The sequence below is a fragment of the Actinomycetospora rhizophila genome (genome assembly GCF_042657905.1).
Lineage (GTDB): Bacteria > Actinomycetota > Actinomycetes > Mycobacteriales > Pseudonocardiaceae > Actinomycetospora > Actinomycetospora rhizophila.
On sequence record NZ_JBHSKG010000002.1, the window covers coordinates 1 to 20,301 of the forward strand.

Below are 20,301 nucleotides of genomic sequence, written 5' to 3' on the forward strand. Positions count from 1 at the left end.
CTCGGCAACCGCCTCGTGGGCATACTGCACGGCTGCCTCAAGACCCGAACTCCCTACGACGAGACCACCGCATGGGCCCACCGTCAGGCATCTGCAGCTTGACCCTGGAGCCCATGGGATGCCTGAGGGCGCGCCGCCGGGCGACCCCCACGACGAGGAGGACGACGACCTCGAGCAGCGGCGCCGGGAAGCCGAGCACGGCGGTGAGCGCCACGTCGCCGAGCGGGGCGACGACCCCGGCGGCCACCAGCGGCGCCCCGGCCTGCGGGAGCCGCGCCCGGCCCCGCGCCCGGTCGCGGCGCGCCACCGGCGTCCGCGACCAGGGCTTGGCCACCGACAGCCACGCCTGGAAGGCCACCGCCGACGCCATCACCGCGGCGCCCGCCACCTGTGCCGCGGGCGCCGGCGTGCCGCCCGCGGCGAGCTCGTCGAGCACCGGCGAGAGGATCGCGATCCCGACCGCGAGCTGCGTGAGCGTGATCGTCGCCTTGGCCACGATCCACCAGTGGTGCACCAGGCCCCACGCCGTGGTCCACGCGAGCACGAACCCGGTGGTCGTCGAGGCGTTGGCGGCGACGGCGAGCAGGAACACGTCGAGGTGACGGGCCGCGCCGACGGTCGCGCGGGCGGCGGCCGGGTCGCTGCGCGAGAGGCCCAGCAGGATCGCGAGGGCGGCGGCCCCGCTCATCCAGGCCGTGGAACTGATCACGTGCAGCCACACGAGCAGGTGGCGCCAGTGCTTGGTGGTCACACCTTTCAGCGTCATCGGGGCTGGTCACCGGGACATCGGGGGTGAACCCGGGAACACTGCCGAACCTGGCTACGCCGATCGACGTACGTGTCGTGACGCGTCAGGTGTGCGGCCCACGGACGGGTGGTAAGCGACCTCGCTGCACCCGCCGCGGCGCCCCGTTCCGTCCTCTCGCCGAAGGAGCCCGTGTGGTGCGTACGTCCCCACCGGTGACGGCCGATCGTTATCGCCTCCACGAGCGTCTCGGGGGCACCGCCGGCCGGGTGCACCGCGCGCACGACGTCCTGCTGCAGCGCGACGTCGCGGTCAAGACGTTCCCCGGCCCCGACGGGCGGGAGCGCTGGGAGCGCGACGCGCTGCTGCGCGAGCGCCTGGGGCCGGGCCGGGCGATGGAGGTCCTCGACGGCGCCCCCGACGGCGCCGACGGCCCCTTCGTCGTCATGCCGCTCGCCCGCGACGGCAGCCTCGACGCCGCGAGCACCCCGTGCGACCCGGCGTGGGCCGCCGTCCTCGTCGCCCGCCTCGCGGCCGGGCTGGGGCGCCTGCACCGCCGCGGCGTCGTCCACGGCGGTGTCGGACCCGATGCCGTGCTGCTCGATCCCGCGCTCGGCCCGCGCTGGACCGGCGACGGCGCCCCGGCCCGCGCCGGCGCCTCGGCGGACGACGACGTCACCGCGCTGGCCGGGGTCGCCGTCCTCGCGGCGACGGGCCCGCTCCCGGTCGTCCCCGCGCCGTCCGCCGACGTCGTCGCGGCCGTGCGCGCGCTGGTCGCCGACGCCGCCGACGTCGCCGCCCGCGAGCGGCTGCGGGACGGCCTCGCGGCGCACGCGCCGCGACGGGCCCCCGCGCCGGGCCGCGTCCGGGCCCGCCGGGTCGCCTCGAGCCGTCCGCGACGCGCGGTGCTCGCCGCCTGCGTCGGCGCCGTGGTCCTCGGCGGGGCGCTCGGCACCGGCGTGGGCGTCACCGGCGGCGACGCCTCGGCCGCCATCGCCGGTGACGCGGTCGGGCGCCCGGCGCTGTTCCACCCGGCCCCCGCGTCCCCGGCGTACACGCTCGTGGTCCCCGCCGCCCCCGTCGAGGCGGGCGGCGACTCCCCGGCGGCGGCCGCCGCCAAGAGCGGCGCCGGTGGGGGCGGCGCCTCGTCCCCGGGGATGCGCGCGACGTCGTCCGGCGTCGGCGAGCGCGCCGAGGACCGGTCCGGGAGCCGGTCGGAGCAGCGTGCCGAGCAGCGCTCGGAGGACCGCGCCGAGGACCGTCACGACAGCACCGAGCAGGACGACGAGAGCGCCTCGGGGTCGGACGACGCCGACCGCGACGACGCCGGGGACTCCGGCAGGGACCGGTCCGACGCCGACGCCGACGGCGACTCGAGCGGCGACGCGGACAGCGGCTCCGGTGGGGACTCCGGCGGGGACCCGGGGTCCGGCTCGGAGGCCGACTCCGGCGCCGAGGGCCCGGTCGGGGAGCTGCTCGACGCGGTGCTCTGAGCCCGGCCCGTACGCACGACGGCCCGCGTCCCCCGGTGGGGGCGCGGGCCGTTGTCGGTGCGGGGTGCGCGGCGTCAGGCCTGCTTGACCGCCGAGACGTCGAACTCGAGGCCGATCTTCTCGGAGACGAGCACGCCGCCGGTCTCGAGCGCGGCGTTGAAGGTGATGCCCCACTCCTTGCGGTTGATCGTGGTGGCGCCCTCGAAGCCGGCGCGGACGTTGCCGAAGGGGTCCTTGGCGAGGCCGGTGAACTCGAACGGGACGGTCACGGACTTCGTGATGTCGCGGATCGTGAGGTCGCCGGTGATGTTGTAGGTGTCGCCGTCCTGCTCCACCGAGGTCGACCGGAAGGTGATCTCGGGGTAGACGTTCACGGCGAGGAAGTCGTCGCCCTGGACGTGGCCGTCGCGCTGCTCCTGGCCGGTGTTCAGGCTGTTGGCGGCGATGACGATCTCGACGCCCGAGCGGGCCGGGTCCTCGCCGATCGTGGCGGTGCCGCGGAACTCGCCGAACGTGCCGCGGACCTTGGTGACCATCGCGTGGCGGGCGGTGAAGCCGATCCGCGTGTGGGCGGGGTCGATCTGGTACGAGCCCGCGAGCTCGAGGGTCGGCGCGGCGGTCTCGGTCATGGTGTCCTCCGTGGGACTTGAAGCATCAACTTTCAAGGCAGAGCCTAGCACTGTCGGTTGAGACGTCAACTATTGCGGGGTGCTGTGACCGGCGTCTCGCCGGACGCCGAGGTCAGGCGTGCGCGCCGAGGTCCCCGTCGCCCACGACGACCGGCCCGTCCCAGCGGGCGGTCAGGGCCCCGGCGAAGGCCTCGGCGCTGGCGCCGCGCACCTGCACGATCAGCCGGTCGCCGGCGAGGCCGGTGGCGCTGCGGGCGAAGCGGGCGATCGCGTCGGGCTCCCACGCCGCGGGCACGACGCCCACGGCGACCTGCACCGACGTCGTCGCGAGCAGCACCGCCAGCGCCTGCGCGGTGGCGGGCCAGTGGTGGCGCGCCGGCGCGTCCGGCGCGCCGGACGGCACGACGACGACCGCGCCCCCGTCCGTCTCGGCGGCGCGGGCCCGGTCGAGCAGGGCGTCGAGGTCGCGGGACCCGCCTGCGGGGGTGACGAGACCGTGGTCGACAGGGTCGAGGACGACCACACGGGGCGGGGCGAGGGTCACGGTGCTGGACTCCAGAGCAGGGTCGCGGTCGGGGCACGCAGAGGGGCACCCGCCGTGACGGGGGTGCTCAGGTGTCCCGGCGACAGCGCTCGTCGAAGGCGTCGTCGCGACGGCTCGGCCAGAACGGCTCGAGCGTCTCCCCGGTCATGCGCGCGAGTCTGCCCCCGGCCCGGGAGGTCGACAAGCGTTACCTTCGCCTCATGGCCGACCTGAAGCCCCGCAGCCGTGACGTCACCGACGGGATGGAGCGCGCCGCCGCCCGCGGCATGTTGCGGGCGGTCGGGATGCGCGACGACGACTTCGCCAAGCCGCAGATCGGCGTCGCGTCGTCGTGGAACGAGATCACCCCGTGCAACCTGTCGCTGGACCGCCTGGCCACCGCGGCCAAGGAGGGCGTGCACCGCGCCGGCGGCTTCCCCATGGAGTTCGGCACGATCTCGGTGTCCGACGGGATCTCGATGGGCCACGAGGGCATGCACTACTCGCTGGTCAGCCGCGAGGTCATCGCCGACTCGGTGGAGACGGTGGTGTCCGCCGAGCGCCTCGACGGCACGGTCACGCTCGCGGGCTGCGACAAGTCGCTGCCCGGGATGCTCATGGCGGCCGCGCGCCTCGACCTCGCGTCGGTGTTCCTCTACGCCGGCTCGATCATGCCGGGCACCGTGGACGGCAAGGAGGTGTCGATCATCGACGCCTTCGAGGCCGTCGGCGCGTGTGCCCGCGGGCTGATCAGCCGCGAGAAGGTCGACGAGATCGAGCGCGCGATCTGCCCGGGTGAGGGCGCCTGCGGCGGGATGTACACCGCCAACACCATGGCCTGCGCCGCCGAGGCGATGGGGATGGCGCTGCCGGGCTCGTCGTCGCCGCCGTCGGCCGACCGCCGCCGCGACGGCTTCGCCCGCGCCTCCGGCGAGGCCGTGGTCGGCATGCTCTCCCGCGGCCACACCGCCCGCGACATCATGACCCGCGAGGCGTTCGAGAACGCCATCGCGATCATCATGGCGTTCGGCGGCTCGACCAACGCCGTGCTGCACCTGCTGGCGATCGCCCGGGAGGCCGGCGTCGGGCTCGAGCTCGACGACTTCAACCGCATCGGCGACAAGGTCCCGCACCTCGCGGACGTGAAGCCGTTCGGGCGCTGGATGATGAACACGGTCGACCGCGTCGGCGGCGTCCCGGTGGTCATGAAGGCGCTGCTCGACGCCGGGCTGGTCCACGGCGACTGCCTCACGGTCACCGGGCGGACGGTCGCGGAGAACCTCGAGGAGCTGCGCCCCGAGGGCCTCGACGGCGAGATCCTGCGCCCGCTGTCGAACCCCATCCACCCCACCGGCGGGCTGACGATCCTGCGCGGCTCGCTGGCCCCCGACGGCGCGGTGGTCAAGTCGGCGGGCTTCGACACCGCCTCCTTCGAGGGCACCGCGCGGGTGTTCGACGGCGAGCAGGGGGCGATGGCGGCCGTCGAGTCGTCCGGCCCGGACGGCCTGCAGCCCGGCGACGTCGTCGTCATCCGCAACGAGGGCCCGCGCGGCGGCCCCGGGATGCGCGAGATGCTCGCGGTCACCGGCGCGATCAAGGGCGCGGGACTGGGCAAGGACGTCCTGCTGCTCACCGACGGCCGCTTCTCGGGCGGTACGACCGGGCTCTGCGTCGGCCACGTCGCCCCCGAGGCCGACCACGGCGGCCCGATCGCGTTCGTCCGCGACGGCGACCGCATCCGGCTCGACCTCGCCGCCCGCACCCTCGACCTGCTGATCTCCGACGAGGAGCTCGCGACGCGGCGCGAGGGCTGGACGACGCCGCCGCCGAAGCACCGCAGCGGCGTGCTCGGCAAGTACGCGCGCCTGGTCGGCTCGGCGGCCCAGGGCGCCGTCGTGGGCTTCGACTGACCGTGCGGCGGGCGCGGTTCGACGAGCTGACCGCCGGCGACCTCTACGACCTGCTCGCCCTGCGCGTGCGGGTGTTCGTGGTCGAGCAGGACTGCGCGTTCCAGGAGCTCGACGGCCTCGACGCCGTCGCCGAGCACGTGTGGACCCGCGGACCGGCCGGCGAGATCACCGCGTATCTGCGCGTGCTCGACGAGGGCGACGGCGTCGTGCGGCTCGGGCGCATCGTCACCGCGCCCGAGCACCGCGGCACCGGCGCCGGGGCGGCGCTGGTCCGCGCGGTGCTCGCCGGGATCGAGGGCCCGGTCGTGCTCGGGGCGCAGGTGCGGGCGCAGGGGTTCTACGAACGGTTCGGCTTCGCCGTCGACGGCCCGGGCTACGACGAGGACGGCATCCCGCACGTGCCCATGCGGCGGTCCTGAGCGGCCCGTGGAGTTCCGAGCGAAGGGCACCTTCGGTCGGATAGACGGGCGAGGGGCGCCCCTCGCCGGAACGAAACGCGCGCGTCACGGCGCCGCCGGCGACCCCGGAGGATCACGAGCACGTCATCGACCTCGAGCACCGGCCCGACGTGCACCAGGTGCCCGTGATCTCCGGCGAGCGGTACCGGCGCCACGTCGCGCGGCCGGCTCCTGAGCGAAGGGCACCTTCGGTCGGATAGACGGGCGAGGGGCGCCCCTCACCATCGACGAGCCCGGCGGCGTCCCAGCCTCTTCACAGCCGCTCCTCAGGAGCCGGGCGGACAGTGGTGACCGTGGAGATCCTGCTCATCCTGCTCGTCGTCGGCGGTCTGATCGCCCTCGTGGCCACGCGCGGGCGCGGCCGGGGCACCACCGCCCAGAACCAGCTCGGGGACGCCGAGGCCGAGGCCCGCCGCTGGTACGAACGCCTCGGGGGCCAGGTGCTGAACCTGACCGGCTCCGACGACCCGTCGAAACAGGCGCTCGCGGACGCCGCCGAGCGCTACACCGCCGCCGGCTCCCAGCTCGAGCAGGCGACCAGCGCGCCGCAGTACCGCCTGGTCACCGACACCGCGCTCGAGGGCCTCTACTACGTGCGCGCCGCCCGCACGGCCATGGGCATGGACCCGGGCCCGGAGCTCCCGGACTCCGCCGAGCGTTCCCGGGCCGGCGCGCTGGACGCCGAGCAGTCGGTCGACGTCGAGGGCCGCAGCGTCACCGGCTCGCCGCAGCCCTCCGCGCAGAACAACCACTACTACCCGGGCGGCATGGTCGGCGGTCGCCCCGTGCCCGCCGGCTGGTACTCCGAGCCGTGGTGGCGCCCGATGCTGCTCGGCGGCGTGGGCGCCGTCGGCGGGATGATGGTCGCGAGCGCGCTGTTCTCCGGCTTCGGGGCGGCCGCGGTGGGCGGCGACGCCATGGCCGGCGACATGGCCGGCGGGATGGACCCCGGCATGGACCCCGGCATGGACCCCGGGATGGACCCCGGGATGGACCCCGGCATGGACCCGGGGTTCGACGGCGGCGGGTTCGACGGCGGGGGCCTGTTCGGCGACTGGTGACCCCGCTCAGCGCAGGTGCGGCGCGTCCCACCAGGCGAAGCCCTCGCCCATCGCCCCCGGCTCGGGGTCGTCGAGCTCGGCGTCGAGCAGGGCCTGCAGGTAGGCCGCGAGGGTGGGCGCGAGCACCCGGCGCTCGTCCTCGTCCGGGCCCGCGACCAGCACCTGGCCGAGCGTGCCGCCGGGCGGCGGTTCGAGGTCGACCATGAGGTGGTTGCCGCCGCCGTCCTCGGCCAGCGGCCACCACGGCGCCCGCGTGTAGACGCGGTGCACGGGATCGTCGCCGCGCACGGTGATCACGTCGTCGAAGTCCTCCGGCCGGTGGTCGCGGCGGATGTCCGCCCAGCCCTGCCACGCCCGGCGCGCGCCTGCGAGCGAGAGGAACTCGTGCCCGGGGAACAGATTGGTCGCGGGCCCCGACACCTCGCGCGACGGAATCTGCCCGTCCGCCAGGCGGTAGAGCGCGGCGAGCTCGTCGGGGAGCCCGCCGACGACCTCGCCGGCCGCGGCGATCACGTCCTCGCCCGCCGGCGGACGCAGCACCGCCCGCGCGTGCCAGCCCCGCGCGTCGAGCCGGTCGACCCAGCGCCACCACCGATCGTCGATCATGGTCCCAGTCTGGGGTGCCCGTGCGGCCGGAGACGACCGACACCCCCCGGGGTCGCACCCGGACCGACGATCTCTGGGAGACTGGGGACGCACAGGGCGCCGCACCGGCGCCCGTGGGTCGTCAGCACACCGCACACACGCGGTCCCCCTCCACGACGGACGGGCCGACGCTCGCGGCCCCTCGTTCCCCCTCTGGAGAGGTCTCCGACATCTCGACGACGTCTGCTCCCCGTTCCGCGGCACCGTTCTCCGACCTCGGGTTCCCGCCCGCCGTCGTCGACGAGCTGGCCGCCCGCGGGATCACCGACCCCACCCCGATCCAGGCGGCCGCGATCCCGGACGCGCTGTCCGGGCGCGACGTGCTGGGCCGCGGCCGCACCGGCAGCGGCAAGACGCTGGCCTTCGGGCTGCCGCTGCTCGCGCGCCTCACCGGCGGCCGTACCGTCTCGAAGCGCCCGCGCGCCCTCGTGCTGCTGCCCACGCGCGAGCTCGCCAGCCAGGTCCGTGACGCGCTGGCCCCGATCGCCGAGGCCCTGGGCCTGCGCCAGACCGTCGTGTACGGCGGCGTCGGCCAGGGCCGCCAGGCCGAGGCGCTGCGCCAGGGCGTCGACCTGCTCATCGCCTGCCCCGGGCGCCTCGAGGACCTGATCGGCCAGGGTCTCGTCGACCTCGACCGCGTCGAGGTCACCGTGCTCGACGAGGCCGACCACATGAGCGACCTCGGCTTCCTGCCCGCCGTGCGGCGGCTGCTGCGCCGCACGCCCCGCGACGGGCAGCGGCTGCTGTTCTCCGCGACGCTCGACGGCGAGGTCGACCGGCTGGTGCGGGAGTTCCTGCACGATCCGGTGACCCACAGCGTCGACACCGCGTCCGAGCCGGTGCCGGACATGACCCACCACGTGTTCACCGTCGACCCCGCGCACCGGGCGGCCGTGGTCCAGGAGCTGGCCGCCGGTCGCGGGCGCAGCATGCTGTTCACCCGCACCAAGCACGCCGCGCGCAAGCTCTCCCGCCAGCTCACCGCGGCCGGGATCCCGGCCACCGAGCTGCACGGCAACCTGTCCCAGCCCGCCCGCGACCGCAACCTCGGCGGTTTCGCCGCCGGGGACGTGCGCGTGCTCGTGGCCACCGACATCGCGGCGCGCGGCATCCACGTCGACGACGTCGGGCTGGTCGTGCACGTCGACCCGCCCGCCGAGCACAAGGCGTACACCCACCGCTCCGGGCGCACCGCGCGTGCCGGGTCGGCCGGGGACGTCGTCACCCTCGTGGCGCCGGCCGAGCGCTCCGAGGTCGCCTCGATGACGCGCAAGGCCGGCATCACGCCGCGCACCGCGACCGTCGGGCCGGGCGCGCACGAGATCACCGAGCTCGTCGGCGACCCCGCCCCCCGTGTCGACCCGGAGAACGGGCCCGAATCCGCGTCGCGCAAGCCGGCGCCCCAGCCCGCGGGCGGGTCGTCGGGCGGGTCCGGTCGTGGCCGGCGCTCCGGCGGCGGGTCCGGTGGTGGGTCCGGTGGTGGGTCCGGTGCTGGTGGCCGTGGTCGTGGTGCCGGCGGTCGTGGGGGTGGCGGTGACCAGGGTGCCGCCGGTGGCGGCAGCGGTCGTCCGCGCCGCCGCGGTGGCGGCGGTCGCTCGGGGGGCGAGCAGGCCCCGACCTACTCGACGTCCTCGTCCTCCTCGGGTGGCGCGCGGCGTCGGCCCGCGGCGGGCGGTGGTGCCCCGGCGGCGCCGCAGCACTCCGCGGCCGCCCACTCGGCGCGCTCCGGCGCGGGACGCGGTCGCGGTCGACGCTGACCCGTTCTCACCGTGTGTAGCTGATTGCTGGGCCGAACGGGTGGCCACGCTTGCTGTGCGCGGTCGTGACGCCGAAAGATCGCGGGTGCGCACGACCGTGCGCGATCACGTGCGTCGCGCCCGGAGGTCGTCGTGGGAGACACGTGGGGCATCCCCGGCCCGGCGTTCCTCGGCATCTACGTCCTGCTCCTCCTCGCCGCGGGCCTGACCGCGCCGCTCGGGCTGCGGGCGCTCGACCGCCGCGTGGCCCGCGACGGGGGCGAGGCGCCCGCGCCGGACGCGACCGTCGAGGACCTCGCCGTGATGGCGGGCGGCCCGGTCCGGCTCGTGCAGGCCGCGATCGCCCGGCTCGTCGAGGGCGGGGTGCTGCGCGTCGGGCGTGACCGCCACCTGACGCCGACCGGGCGGCCGGCGATCGGCGAGCTCGACGAGGCCGTCGTGGACGCGGTGGCCGCGTCGCCCACCGGCGTCACGCCGGCGGGGACGGTCATGCGGATGCGCGGCGCGCCGGTGTTCCGCGACCTCGAGGCGGCGGCGCAGGGCCGCGGGCTGCTCCACGACCCGGCCGCCGTCCGGCGCCGCAAGCACATCGCGCTGGTCGCGGTCGGCGTCGTCGGGGTGCTGGGGCTGGCGCGGCTCGCCGCCGGGATCGCGCGCAGCGCCCCCGTGGTCCTGCTGGTGGTCCTGCTGGTGCTCACGGTCGTCGTCGCGATCGCGGTCAACCTGCTCCCCACCCGCCGCCCCACGCCGAAGGGCCGGGCCACCCTGGCCGCGGCCCGGGCGACGACGTATCGCCCCACCTTCGCGACCGACCGGGCGTGGGGTCCCGTCGCGACGGGGACGCTCGGCGTCGCGGGCCTGGTCGCGGTCGGCGGGTTCGCGATGTACCCCGACGCCCAGCTCGCGGGCCTGCTCGCCGCGCCGGCGGCGGGCGGGGGCGGGGGCGGCTGGGACGGTGGCGGCTCCGACGGCGGGTCGTCGTGCGGCTCCGGCTCGTCCTGCGGCGGTGGGGGCGGCTGCGGCGGCGGTGGCGGGTGCGGGGGATGAGCGGTGCCTGACGTCCTCGGCGTCGCGTTCCTCGGGGTCTCCCTGGCGGCCCTCGCCGCCGTGGGGTGGGCCGCCCGCGCGCCGCGACGCGGCGGCGGGGATTGCCCGTGAGCGTCCTGACGGCCGGACCGCGCGGCGTCGGCATCGGCTGGCGCCGCGAGATCGACCTCACCGTCGAGCGGATGGCGGGTGTCGACTTCGTCGAGGCGGTCGCCGAGGACCTCCACGCCGACGAGCTGCCCGCGTCGCTGGTGGCGCTGCGGGCCCGCGGGATGCCGGTGCTGCCGCACGCGGTGTCGCTCTCGCTCGGCGGCGCCGAACCGCTGCGCCACGACCGCGTCGAGCACCTCGCGGCCGTCGCCGACGCCCTCGGCGCGCCGCTCGCGAGCGACCACGTCGCCTTCGTGCGGGCCGGCGGGCTCGAGTCGGGGCACCTGCTGCCGGTGCCGCGCACGCGCGAGGCGCTCGACGTCGTCGTCGACAACGTGCGCGCCGCGCAGGCGACGCTCGGGGTGCCGCTGGCGCTGGAGAACATCGCGCCGCTGCTCGCCTGGCCGGACGCGGAGATGGGCGAGGGCGCGTTCCTCGCCGAGCTCTGCGCGCGGACCGGCGCCTGGCTGCTGCTCGACGTCGCCAACCTGTACGCGAGCGCGGTGAACCTCGGGCAGGACCCCGAGCGGGTGCTCGACGAGCTGCCGCTCGAGCGGGTCGCGTACGTGCACGCGGCGGGCGGGGTCGAGCGCGACGGCGTCTACCACGACACCCACGCCCACGCGCTGACCGAGCCGGTGCTCGACCTGCTCGCGGCGCTGTGCGCGCGGCACCGCCCGCCGGCCGTGCTGCTCGAGCGCGACGACCGCTACCCGCCCGACGACGAGCTGGCCGCCGAGCTCGCGGCGCTGCGGGCGGTGCACTCACCCCCGTGAGCCGCGACGATCTCGCCCGGCGGCAGGCGGAGCTTCTCGCCGCCCTCGTCGCCGGCGGCCCCGCCCCGGACGGCGTCGACCCGGCGCGCGTCGCGCTCGAGGCCGACGCGCTGCGCGCCAAGCGCCGCCGGGTCCTGGCGCGCCTCCTGCCCGCCGACGTGCACGCGGCGCTCGGCGACGACGTCGGGCCCCGGCTCGACGCGTGGATCGCCGCGCACCCACGCCGCGTCGGCACGTCGATGCGCGCCGACGCCGACGCGTTCGTCGCCGCCCTCCGCGCCGACGGCACCCTGCCCCGACGCCGGCGGGGGCTCCGCCGCCTGCTCGAGGCACGGGGTGTCTCAGCGTGGCGGCCACGCTGACGTCCAACGTCAGGAAATCCCCCAGGTCGACGGACGACGGAATTTGCCATGTCCCGGGAATTGAGTCGAGATGACTCATGTTGCATGAGTCGAAGGCCCGCAAGGACGGGCCGCCTTCGTCACCCGAGGAGGAACCACCATGAGCACTCTCGTCCCCTGGGGCCCGCGCTTCGTCGATCCGTTCGCCGTCGCCGACGCCCTGTTCCGCCGCCCGGCGCCGAGCCGCCGTCAGGCCTTCTACGCGCCGACCACCGACGTGGTGCGCGACGGCGACGACGCCGTCGTCCGCCTCGAGCTGCCGGGTGTGGACGTCGCGAAGGACGTCGCCGTCGACGTCGACGGCCACCGCCTGGTCGTCCGCGGCGAGCGCCGCGACGAGCAGTCCGGGGAGGGCTGGCGCGAGAGCCGGCGCGGCTCGTTCCGCCGGAGCTTCACGCTGCCACAGCACGTCGACGCCGACGCGGTCACCGCGTCCTACGACGCCGGGGTGCTGACCCTGCGGGTCGTCGGCGCCCACGCCGAGCCCGTCGAGCCCGGCGCCCGCCGCATCGCCATCGACGGCGTGCCGGCTCCGGAGAACACGGAGAGCACCGAGTCCGCGGACTCCGCTCCCGAGGCAGGCGAGGCCTCCGAGGACCGCGCCGCCTGACGCGGGTCCCGTCGATGACGCCCGCGGGACCACCCGGTCCCGCGGGCGTCGTCGTGTCCGGGCCCGGCGTGTCGCGTCATCGAGCCTGTGGCGATCCTGGCACGAGACGCCAGCAAAGCCGCATCGCTCGCACCGAGATGGGGGCTTTCCTGACGTTCAACGCCAGCGTGGCCGCCACGCTGGAACACCCGGCACCACGCGAACGCCGACCTCTAGCGGGCGCGGCCGTCGCGGACGTCGGCGTAGCGCGCGCGGACCTCGCCGGAGATGGAGCTGTCGGTGACCTCGCGGGTGGTCTCGCGCGCTACCGTCCAGCCCGGCTCCTCGCCGTGCAGCGCCCAGGCGGCCTGGCGGGCGGCGCCGAGGGCCACGTACTCCTGCGGCGAGAGCACCTCCACGGGCAGGCCGAGGATGTCGGGGGCGAGGTCGGCCACCGCGCCCGAGCGCGAGCCGCCGCCGATCAGCAGCGCCCGGCGCACCGGCACGCCCTGCTCGACCAGCGCGTCGACGGCGTCGGCGAGCCCGCACAGCATGCCCTCGACGGTCGCGCGCGCCAGGTTCTCGCGGGTCGCGTTGGTGGTGGTCAGCCCCACGTAGCGGCCCTGGGCGTCGGGGCGGTCGGGGGTCCGCTCGCCGTCGAGGTAGGGCAGGAGCACCAGGCCGCCCGCTCCGGGGGACGCCGCCCGCGCGAGCTCGTCGAACCCCTCGGGGTCCACGCCCAGCAGGCCCGCCCCGGCCCCGAGCACCCGGGCCGCGTTGAGTGTGCAGACCAGCGGCAGGTAGCCCCCGCGCGCGTCGGCGAAGCCCGCGACCAGCCCGGACGCGTCGGTGGAGGGCTGGTCGTGGCCCGTGAACACCGCGCCCGAGGTGCCGATCGAGATGACGACCTCGCCCGCCGCCGGCCCGATCGCCAGCGCGGCGCCGGCGTTGTCGCCCGTCCCGGCCGACACGGCGAGCCCGTCCGGTGTCCGCCCCACGACCTCACCGGGAGAGGCCACCCGCGGCACCGAGAGGCTCCGCCCGAACGCCATCTCGAGCAGGTCGTGGCGGTACTCGCCGGTGACCGTCGACCAGTAGCCGGTGCCCGAGGCGTCGCCCCGGTCGGTGGTGGGCTCGTCCGGCGCGCCGGCGAGGCGCCAGGTCAGCCAGTCGTGCGGCAGCATCACCGAGCGCGCCCGCGCGGCGGTGTCCGGCTCCGCCCGCGACGTCCAGCGCAGCTTGGTGGCGGTGATGCTGGCGACCGGGACCGTGCCGACCGCCTCGGCCCACGCCGCCGCCCCGCCGAGCTCGTCGATCAGCGCCCGCGCGTCGGGCGCCGAGCGCGTGTCGTTCCACAGCAGGGCGTCGCGCACGGGCTGCCCGGACTCGTCGAGCAGCACCATCCCGTGCTGCTGGCCGGCCACCCCGATCGCCGCGACGTCGTCGGTGCCGACCTCGCCGAGCGCGCCGGCCAGCGCGTCCCACCAGGCCCGCGGGTCGACCTCCGTCCCGTCGGGATGGGGGCGCCGGGCCTCGCGGACCACGCTCCCGTCCGCGGGGTCGACCACGAGGACCTTGGTCGCCTGGGTCGAGGAGTCGACCCCGGCCACGTACGTCGCAGAACGCGCCATGCCCGCAGTATCCCCGCGATCAGGGTCGCCCACGTGTCGGCCCGCCCCGCTCTGTCCTTCGACGCTACTGCGCGATATCGTTCGAGGACCATCCACGAGCGACGGGAGACGGGCGATGAGCACGACGACGGAGGTCATGGGCGTGACCCGGCACATCGACGCCCCGGCCGAGACGGTCTTCGCGGTCCTCACCGATCCCGCGCACCACGCGGCGATCGACGGCACCGGCTGGGTGCGCGAGCCGCTCGACCGGGACGAGATCACCGGCGTCGGACAGGTCTTCGGGATGGGGATGTTCCACAGCAACCACCCCGACGGCGACTACCGGATGCACAACCGCGTCGAGGTCTTCGAGCCGCCGCGGGCCCTCGCCTGGCAGCCCGGGCAGTACGGCCCCGACGGCGAGCTCGGGTTCGGCGGCTGGACGTGGCGCTACGACCTCGAGTCCGACGGTGCCGGCTGCCGGGTGACGCTGACCTACGACTGGTCGGCGGTCCCGGCGTTCCTGCGCGAGCACATCGCGTTCCCGCCGTTCGGCGAGGAGCACCTGACCCGGTCGCTCGACAACCTCGCCGCGCTCACCTAGGGCGGGCAGCCGCACGACTCCCGGATCCGCACCGCCGGCGCGATCCGCCGGGTCGCCGGCGGCGTGCCCGGGTCGGCGATCCGCCGCAGGAGCAGCTCGACGGCCGTCGTCGCGATCTCGCGGAACGGCTGGGCGACGACGGTCAGGCGCGGCGAGAACAGCTCCGCCCAGGCGAAGTCGTCGAACGCGGCGACGGCGACGTCGCGCGGGACGCGCAGCCCGGCCTCGCGCAGCGCCTGCATCACCCCGATGGTCATGCTGTTGTTCGCGGCGACGATCGCGGTCGGCGGGTCGTCCAGGGCCAGCAGCTGGTGCACCGCCACCCGCGCGGTCTCGGTGGCCGACGATCCGCCGACCTCGAGCTCGGGGTCGACGCGCAGCCCGCACGCGGCGAGGGCGTCGCGGTGCCCGTCGCGGCGCTCGGTGGTGGTGGCGAGCCCGGCCAGCCCGGTGACCAGCCCGATCCGCGTGTGCCCGTGCTCGGCGAGGTGGCTGGTCAGCGCCGCGGTGGCCTCGCGGTTCTCGGTGCCGACCTGGTCGTGGGCCGGGTCGATCAGCCGGTCGAGCAGCACCGTCGGGACCTCGTGGCGCGCGAGGTAGGCGAGCGCCGCCTCCGGGCGCGCCGACGGCGCGAGCACCATGCCGTCGACGCGGTGGTGGTGCAGGCGCGTGACGACGGTCAGCTCGTAGTCCGGGTCCTCGTGCGGGTCGACCAGCAGCAGCGTGTAGCCGGCCGCCGCGGCCGCGGTCTCGGCGGCGCTGAGCAGCTCGCCGAAGTACGGGTTGGAGATCGCCGAGAGGACCAGGCCCATCGTCGTGGTGCGCGCGGTCGCGAGCGAGCGGGCCACGGTGTTCGGCGTGTAGTGGGTTGCCGCGACCGCGGAGAGGACGAGCTCCCGGGTCCGCGCACGCACCGGTCGCGTGCCGTTGAGGACGTGCGAGACCGTCGCGGTGGAGACACCGGCCATCCGCGCGACATCGGCCATCGTGACCATGCCCGGCTCCCGTCCTCCGGCGGGCGCCGCCGGCGCCCGCCCGTCCACCGGAGAGTTGTACCCCGCCTGCGCCCTCCCGTGGAACTGATGCGGTTAAGCGCTTGCCTCTCACTGAGCGCAGCTTTACGGTCACTCCACCGTCAGTGGCCCACGTCACGACCACCGGCGGACCACCGGCGGCCACGGGGCAGGAGGCGCGATGCGGGGCGCGGCGCGACGGGGACGGACCCGACTGCCGGCGGTACTCGGAGCGGTGGTGGCGACGCTCGGGCTCCTGGCCGGGTGCTCCGGCGCCGGGGCGCTCGGGAGCGCGGAGGGCGTCGAGACCGTCACGGTCGCCATCGTGTCCAACCCGCAGATGGAGGACGCGATCTCGCTCGCGCCGCAGTTCGAGGCGGAGAACCCGGGCATCCGGCTGCGCTTCGTCTCGCTGTCGGAGAACGAGGCCCGCGCCAAGATCACCGCGTCGGTGGCGACCGGCGGCGGCGAGTTCGACATCGTCATGATCTCGAACTACGAGACGCCGCAGTGGGCGCAGAACGGCTGGCTCACCGACCTCGAGCCCTACATCGCCGCGACGCCGGGCTACGACCGCGCGGACTTCATCCCCACGGTGCGCGACTCGCTGTCGTACGAGGGCCGGATGTACTCGGTGCCGTTCTACGGCGAGTCGTCGTTCCTCATGTACCGCCGGGACCTCTTCGAGCAGGCCGGCATCCAGATGCCCGCCCAGCCGACGTGGCCGCAGATCGCCGAGTTCGCGGCGCGGCTCGACCAGGGCCCCGGCCAGCAGCGCGGCATCTGCCTGCGCGGCAAGCCCGGCTGGGGCGAGGTCATGGCCCCGCTCGACACCGTGATCAACACCTTCGGCGGGCGCTGGTTCGACCCGCAGTGGAACGCGCAGCTGACCTCGCCCGAGGTGCGGCAGGCCGTGCAGTTCTACGTCGACCTCGTGCGCACCCACGGCCAGCCCGGCGCCTCGCAGTCCGGCTTCTCCGAGTGCGCCACGCAGTTCGGCCAGGGCCAGGTCGCCATGTGGTACGACGCCACGTCGGCCGCCGGCACCGTCGAGGACCCCGCGGAGTCCACCGTCGCCGGCCGCATCGGCTACGCCCCGGCGCCGGTCGTGGCGACGCCGTCCTCGGGCTGGCTCTACTCCTGGTCGCTGGGCATCCCGCAGACCTCCCCGCGCAAGGACGCCGCCTGGCGGTTCATGTCCTGGATGACCGACCAGCAGTACATCCAGCGGGCCGGCAACGATCCCGAGATCGGGTGGACCTCGATCCCGCCCGGGTCCCGCCAGTCGACCTACCGGATCCCCGAGTACCAGCAGGTCGCGAACGCCTACGCGCCGCTGATCCTGGACGGTCTCCAGCGGGCCAACCCCCAGCAGCCGACCGTGCAGCCGGTGCCCTACCAGGGCGTGCAGTTCGTCCGCATCCCCGAGTTCCAGGACCTCGGCACCCGGGTCAGCCAGCAGGTCAGCGCGGCCATCGCCGGACAGATCACCGTCGACGAGGCCCTGGAGCAGTCGCAGAACTACGCCGAGACGGTGGGGGAGAGCTACCAGCGATGACAGCAACCCTGGAAGAACGCCCCGCCGCGCCCGAGAAGGCCGGCGGCCAGGCGGCGATCGACCGTGCCGAGGGGTGGCGCCGCCGCGGACCCCTGCTCCCGGCGCTGGTCTTCACGATCATCGTCACGCAGATCCCGTTCATCCTGACGCTCTACTACTCGCTGCAGTCGTGGAACCTCGTCCGGCCGGGGTCGCAGGAGTTCGTCTGGTTCGCGAACTACGGCGACGTCTTCGCCGACAGCCAGTTCCGGACGGTCGCGCTCAACACCGTGGTCATGACGCTCGGCTCGGTGCTGATCGCCGTGGTCCTGGGCCTGCTGCTGGCGCTGCTGCTCAACCGGCAGTTCGCCGGCCGCGGCATCGTGCGCACGCTGCTCATCACGCCGTTCCTCATCACGCCGGTCGCGGCGGCGCTGCTGTGGAAGACGGTGCTGCTCGACCCGACGCTGGGTCTGATCAACTTCGTGCTGCGGCCGTTCGGGGGTGCGGGCACGGAGTGGATCAGCACGTACCCGCTGGCGTCGGTGATGGCCGCGCTGATCTGGCAGTGGACGCCGTTCATGATGCTGCTGCTGCTCGCGGGCCTGCAGAGCATGCCGACCGACCAGCTCGAGGCGGCGCGGGTCGACGGGGCGAGCGCGTGGTCGACGTTCCGGGAGCTGACGCTGCCGCACCTGCGGCGGTTCATCGAGCTCGGTGTCGTGCTCGGCACGATCTACCTGGTCAACATCTTCGACCAGGTCTACATGATGACCCAGGGCGGTCCGGGCGTGGCCAGCGCGAACCTGCCCTTCTACATCTACCAGCGGGCGTTCCTGGGCTTCGACATCGGCCAGTCGGCGGCGATGGGCGTGGTCGTGGTGATCCTGACCCTCATCGCGGCGAACTTCGCGCTGCGCCTGATCTTCAAGTCGTTCAGTGGCGAGCAGGAGGCGGCCTGATGGCGGTCACGACCAGCACTCCACCCGACACGCAGGAGCCCGCGGCGCCGCCCGAGCCCCGTCGTCAGAAGCGCAGCGCCGCCACCGTGTGGCTGGGCGTCGTCGCCTGGGTCGTGGGCATCGCGTTCTTCTTCCCGGTCTTCTGGATGGTGCTGACCTCGTTCAAGCAGGAGACCGACGCCTACACCACCACGCCGAAGATCATCTTCGAGCCGACGCTGGAGCAGTACGAGGGTGTCTTCTCCGCCGGCGTCGGGCCCTACCTGGTGAACTCGGTGATCGCCACGGTCTTCTCCACCCTGCTCGTGCTGCTCCTGGGGATCCCGGCCGCGTTCGCGGTCTCGCTTCGCCCGGTGAAGAAGACGCAGGACGTCCTGTTCTTCTTCATCTCCACGAAGATGCTGCCGGTGGTCGCGGTGATCGTGCCGATCTACGTCGTGGTCAACCAGATCGGCATGCTCGACAACATCTGGACCCTGGTCGTCCTCTACACCGGCATGAACCTGCCCATCGCGGTGTGGATGATGCGGTCGTTCTTCCTCGAGGTCCCCGGTGAGCTGCTGGAGCAGGCGAGCATCGACGGCGCCCCGCTGTGGCGCACGCTGCGCGAGATCGTGCTGCCGATCATCTCGCCCGGCATCTTCGCCACCGCACTGATCTGCGTGATCTTCGCGTGGAACGAGTTCTTCTTCGCGGTCAACCTGACCGCGGCCAACGCCGGCACCATGCCGGTCTTCCTGGTCGGGTTCATCACCTCGGAGGGCCTGTACTGGGCCCAGCTCTCCGCGGCGGCGACCCTGGCCGCGCTCCCCGTGGTCATCGCCGGGTGGGTGGCGCAGAACAAGCTGGTGCAGGGCCTGTCGTTCGGCGCGGTCAAGTAGGGAGTGCACGATCCATGGCTGAAGTGGTGTTCGACAAGGCCTCGCGCATCTACACACCTGGAGCGAAGCCGGCCGTCGACAGCCTCGACCTGACGGTCGCCGACGGCGACCTCGTCGTCCTCGTCGGGCCCTCGGGGTCGGGCAAGTCGACGGCGCTGCGGATGCTCGCGGGCCTCGAGCCGATCGACGCGGGCTCGGTGCGCATCGACGGGCGCGACGTCGTCGACGTGCCGTCCAAGGACCGCGACATCGCGATGGTGTTCCAGAACTACGCGCTCTACCCGTCCAAGACGGTGGCGGAGAACATGGCCTTCCCGCTCAAGATGCGCGGGATGGAGAAGGAGGAGCGCGCGCAGCGGGTGCGCCAGGCCGCCGACATGCTCGGGCTCACCGAGTACCTCGACCGCAAGCCCAAGGCGCTGTCGGGCGGGCAGCGCCAGCGCGTCGCGATGGGCCGCGCGATCGTGCGCGAACCGCAGGTCTTCCTCATGGACGAGCCGCTGTCCAACCTCGACGCGAAGATGCGCGTACAGACCCGCGCCCAGATCGCCGAGATGCAGAACCGCCTCGAGGTCTCGACCGTCTACGTCACCCACGACCAGGTCGAGGCCATGACGATGGGCGACAAGGTCGCCGTCCTGGCCGACGGCAAGCTGCAGCAGTACGCGACGCCCCCGGAGCTGTACGACAAGCCGATCAACTCCTTCGTCGCCGGGTTCATCGGCTCGCCGGCCATGAACCTGCTCGACCTGCCGCGCTCGTCGAGCGGGGTCACGCTCGGCGGGGTCGAGGTCCCGCTGCCGCGCGACGTCTCCGACGCCGCGGGCTCGCGCGACAGGCTGACCGTCGGCATCCGGCCCGAGGACTGGGTGCTCGAGAGCAACGACGCGGACGCGGGCTCGGTGGTCAAGGCCGTGGTGGACGTCGTCGAGGAGCTCGGCAGCGAGTCCTACCTCTACGCCCACCTCGCCGAGGACACCGGGACCACGATCGTCGTGCGGGGCCCGGGCCGGGTGGGCGTCCGCTTCGGCGACCCCATCGCGGTGCGCCCGAACCCCGAGGCCCTGCACGTGTTCGACGCCGAGACCGGGCAGCGCCTGCCGTAGGGGTCCGCGAGGATCGGGCGATGATCCGCAACGTGGTGGTGGGCCGTGTCCGCGAGGGCGTGCCGGCCGAGCAGGTGGAGGCGGCGATCCAGGCCCTGCGCGACCTGACCGTCGAGGGCGTCGAGTTCCGGCTGGTCGGGGGCCGGGACCGCGGACTGCGCGAGGGCAACGCGCACTTCGCCCTCACCGCCGACTTCGTGTCCGAGGACGCCTACCGCATCTACGACGCCGACCCGGAGCACAACCGCATCCGGCGCGAGCTCTTCGCCCCGATCGCCGAGTCGATCGACCGCATCCAGTTCGCCCTGCCGGACGGCGACTGAACGGACCATCCCCGTGTCAGCGGCGTGCCGTCGCTGACACCCAGTGTCCGTATCGCCACGCGCTCGCGGAGAAATGCG

General features: G+C 74.6%; 21 protein-coding genes. 15 read left to right on the forward strand and 6 right to left on the reverse strand.

What is annotated here, in order from left to right; genetic code table 11:
• Positions 1-37 precede the first annotated feature (37 nt).
• Positions 38-751 (reverse strand): hypothetical protein, encoded by a 714-nt coding sequence (locus ACFPK1_RS03765; RefSeq protein ID WP_378019567.1) that lies wholly within the window; start codon positions 749-751, stop codon positions 38-40.
• A 188-nt stretch (positions 752-939) separates the two neighbouring features.
• Between ACFPK1_RS03765 and ACFPK1_RS03770 the strand changes: the two genes are divergently transcribed.
• A complete protein-coding gene (locus tag ACFPK1_RS03770; RefSeq protein ID WP_378019568.1) occupies positions 940-2,238 on the forward strand; it encodes a protein kinase family protein in 1,299 nt (432 codons plus the stop codon).
• Positions 2,239-2,312: 74 nt separating this feature from the next.
• On the opposite strand, the gene ACFPK1_RS03775 is transcribed toward ACFPK1_RS03770, so the two are convergent.
• Together ACFPK1_RS03775 and ACFPK1_RS03780 are read right to left on the reverse strand one after the other, a co-directional pair.
• Positions 2,313-2,867 carry a YceI family protein gene (locus ACFPK1_RS03775; RefSeq protein WP_378019569.1) on the reverse strand — a complete coding sequence of 185 codons (555 nt, stop codon included), beginning with the start codon at positions 2,865-2,867 and terminating at the stop codon, positions 2,313-2,315.
• A 112-nt stretch (positions 2,868-2,979) separates the two neighbouring features.
• A complete protein-coding gene (locus ACFPK1_RS03780) occupies positions 2,980-3,411 on the reverse strand; it encodes a hypothetical protein (protein WP_378019570.1) in 432 nt (143 codons plus the stop codon).
• Between the two features lie 200 nt (positions 3,412-3,611).
• Between ACFPK1_RS03780 and ilvD the strand changes: the two genes are divergently transcribed.
• The 3 genes from ilvD to ACFPK1_RS03795 all read left to right on the forward strand — a co-directional run bounded on the left by ilvD (position 3,612) and on the right by ACFPK1_RS03795 (position 6,819).
• Entirely contained in the window at positions 3,612-5,300 is a 1,689-nt protein-coding gene (gene ilvD, locus ACFPK1_RS03785; protein WP_378019571.1) for a dihydroxy-acid dehydratase, read from the forward strand.
• Positions 5,301-5,302: 2 nt separating this feature from the next.
• On the forward strand, positions 5,303-5,719 hold the full coding sequence (locus tag ACFPK1_RS03790; RefSeq protein WP_378019572.1) for a GNAT family N-acetyltransferase: 417 nt from the start codon (positions 5,303-5,305) through the stop codon (positions 5,717-5,719).
• Between the two features lie 332 nt (positions 5,720-6,051).
• Entirely contained in the window at positions 6,052-6,819 is a 768-nt protein-coding gene (locus ACFPK1_RS03795; protein WP_378019573.1) for a hypothetical protein, read from the forward strand.
• A gap of 6 nt (positions 6,820-6,825) precedes the next feature.
• Here the strand turns inward: ACFPK1_RS03795 and ACFPK1_RS03800 are convergent, their stop codons facing one another.
• Positions 6,826-7,425, reverse strand: coding sequence for an SMI1/KNR4 family protein (locus ACFPK1_RS03800; protein ID WP_378019574.1), 600 nt, complete (start codon positions 7,423-7,425; stop codon positions 6,826-6,828).
• A 113-nt stretch (positions 7,426-7,538) separates the two neighbouring features.
• On the opposite strand from ACFPK1_RS03800, the gene ACFPK1_RS03805 reads away from it, so the two are divergent.
• The 5 genes from ACFPK1_RS03805 (at position 7,539) to ACFPK1_RS03825 (ending at position 12,205) form a co-directional block, all read left to right on the forward strand.
• The gene (locus ACFPK1_RS03805; protein WP_378019575.1) at positions 7,539-9,221 is read left to right on the forward strand and encodes a DEAD/DEAH box helicase; all 1,683 of its coding nucleotides are present in this window, start codon (positions 7,539-7,541) and stop codon (positions 9,219-9,221) included.
• 132 nt (positions 9,222-9,353) lie between these two features.
• Positions 9,354-10,268 (forward strand): TIGR04222 domain-containing membrane protein, encoded by a 915-nt coding sequence (locus ACFPK1_RS03810; protein WP_378019576.1) that lies wholly within the window; start codon positions 9,354-9,356, stop codon positions 10,266-10,268.
• Between the two features lie 101 nt (positions 10,269-10,369).
• On the forward strand, positions 10,370-11,194 hold the full coding sequence (locus ACFPK1_RS03815) for an MbnB/TglH/ChrH family RiPP precursor modification enzyme (RefSeq protein WP_378019577.1): 825 nt from the start codon (positions 10,370-10,372) through the stop codon (positions 11,192-11,194).
• A complete protein-coding gene (locus ACFPK1_RS03820) occupies positions 11,191-11,556 on the forward strand; it encodes an SCO6045 C-terminal-like domain-containing protein (protein ID WP_378019578.1) in 366 nt (121 codons plus the stop codon). The genes ACFPK1_RS03815 and ACFPK1_RS03820 overlap by 4 nt, the downstream gene beginning before the upstream one ends.
• A gap of 139 nt (positions 11,557-11,695) precedes the next feature.
• Positions 11,696-12,205 (forward strand): Hsp20/alpha crystallin family protein, encoded by a 510-nt coding sequence (locus ACFPK1_RS03825; RefSeq protein WP_378019579.1) that lies wholly within the window; start codon positions 11,696-11,698, stop codon positions 12,203-12,205.
• Between the two features lie 212 nt (positions 12,206-12,417).
• Here ACFPK1_RS03825 and xylB read toward each other — a convergent pair whose 3' ends face one another.
• Complete coding sequence (gene xylB / locus ACFPK1_RS03830) at positions 12,418-13,815, reverse strand: xylulokinase (protein WP_378019580.1); 1,398 nt, start codon at positions 13,813-13,815, stop codon at positions 12,418-12,420.
• A gap of 115 nt (positions 13,816-13,930) precedes the next feature.
• Here xylB and ACFPK1_RS03835 point away from each other — a divergent pair, with 115 nt between their 5' ends.
• Positions 13,931-14,401: an SRPBCC family protein gene (locus ACFPK1_RS03835; RefSeq protein ID WP_378019581.1), complete on the forward strand. Its 471-nt coding sequence runs from the start codon at positions 13,931-13,933 to the stop codon at positions 14,399-14,401.
• Here the strand turns inward: ACFPK1_RS03835 and ACFPK1_RS03840 are convergent.
• Positions 14,398-15,396 (reverse strand): LacI family DNA-binding transcriptional regulator, encoded by a 999-nt coding sequence (locus ACFPK1_RS03840; protein ID WP_378019582.1) that lies wholly within the window; start codon positions 15,394-15,396, stop codon positions 14,398-14,400. The two genes, ACFPK1_RS03835 and ACFPK1_RS03840, sit on opposite strands and share 4 nt — an antisense overlap.
• A gap of 199 nt (positions 15,397-15,595) precedes the next feature.
• Here ACFPK1_RS03840 and ACFPK1_RS03845 point away from each other — a divergent pair, with 199 nt between their 5' ends.
• The 5 genes from ACFPK1_RS03845 to ACFPK1_RS03865 are packed head-to-tail and all read left to right on the forward strand — an operon-like array spanning position 15,596 to position 20,223.
• A complete protein-coding gene (locus tag ACFPK1_RS03845) occupies positions 15,596-16,972 on the forward strand; it encodes an ABC transporter substrate-binding protein (protein ID WP_378019583.1) in 1,377 nt (458 codons plus the stop codon).
• On the forward strand, positions 16,969-17,913 hold the full coding sequence (locus ACFPK1_RS03850; RefSeq protein WP_378019584.1) for a carbohydrate ABC transporter permease: 945 nt from the start codon (positions 16,969-16,971) through the stop codon (positions 17,911-17,913). The genes ACFPK1_RS03845 and ACFPK1_RS03850 overlap by 4 nt, the downstream gene beginning before the upstream one ends.
• Positions 17,913-18,794, forward strand: coding sequence for a carbohydrate ABC transporter permease (locus ACFPK1_RS03855; RefSeq protein ID WP_378019585.1), 882 nt, complete (start codon positions 17,913-17,915; stop codon positions 18,792-18,794). Before ACFPK1_RS03850 ends, ACFPK1_RS03855 begins: the two co-directional genes overlap by 1 nt.
• Before the next feature lie 14 nt (positions 18,795-18,808).
• Positions 18,809-19,900, forward strand: a complete 1,092-nt coding sequence (locus tag ACFPK1_RS03860; RefSeq protein WP_378019586.1) for an ABC transporter ATP-binding protein — start codon at positions 18,809-18,811, stop codon at positions 19,898-19,900.
• A gap of 20 nt (positions 19,901-19,920) precedes the next feature.
• Positions 19,921-20,223: a Dabb family protein gene (locus ACFPK1_RS03865; RefSeq protein ID WP_378019587.1), complete on the forward strand. Its 303-nt coding sequence runs from the start codon at positions 19,921-19,923 to the stop codon at positions 20,221-20,223.
• The last annotated feature ends 78 nt before the right edge of the window (positions 20,224-20,301 follow it).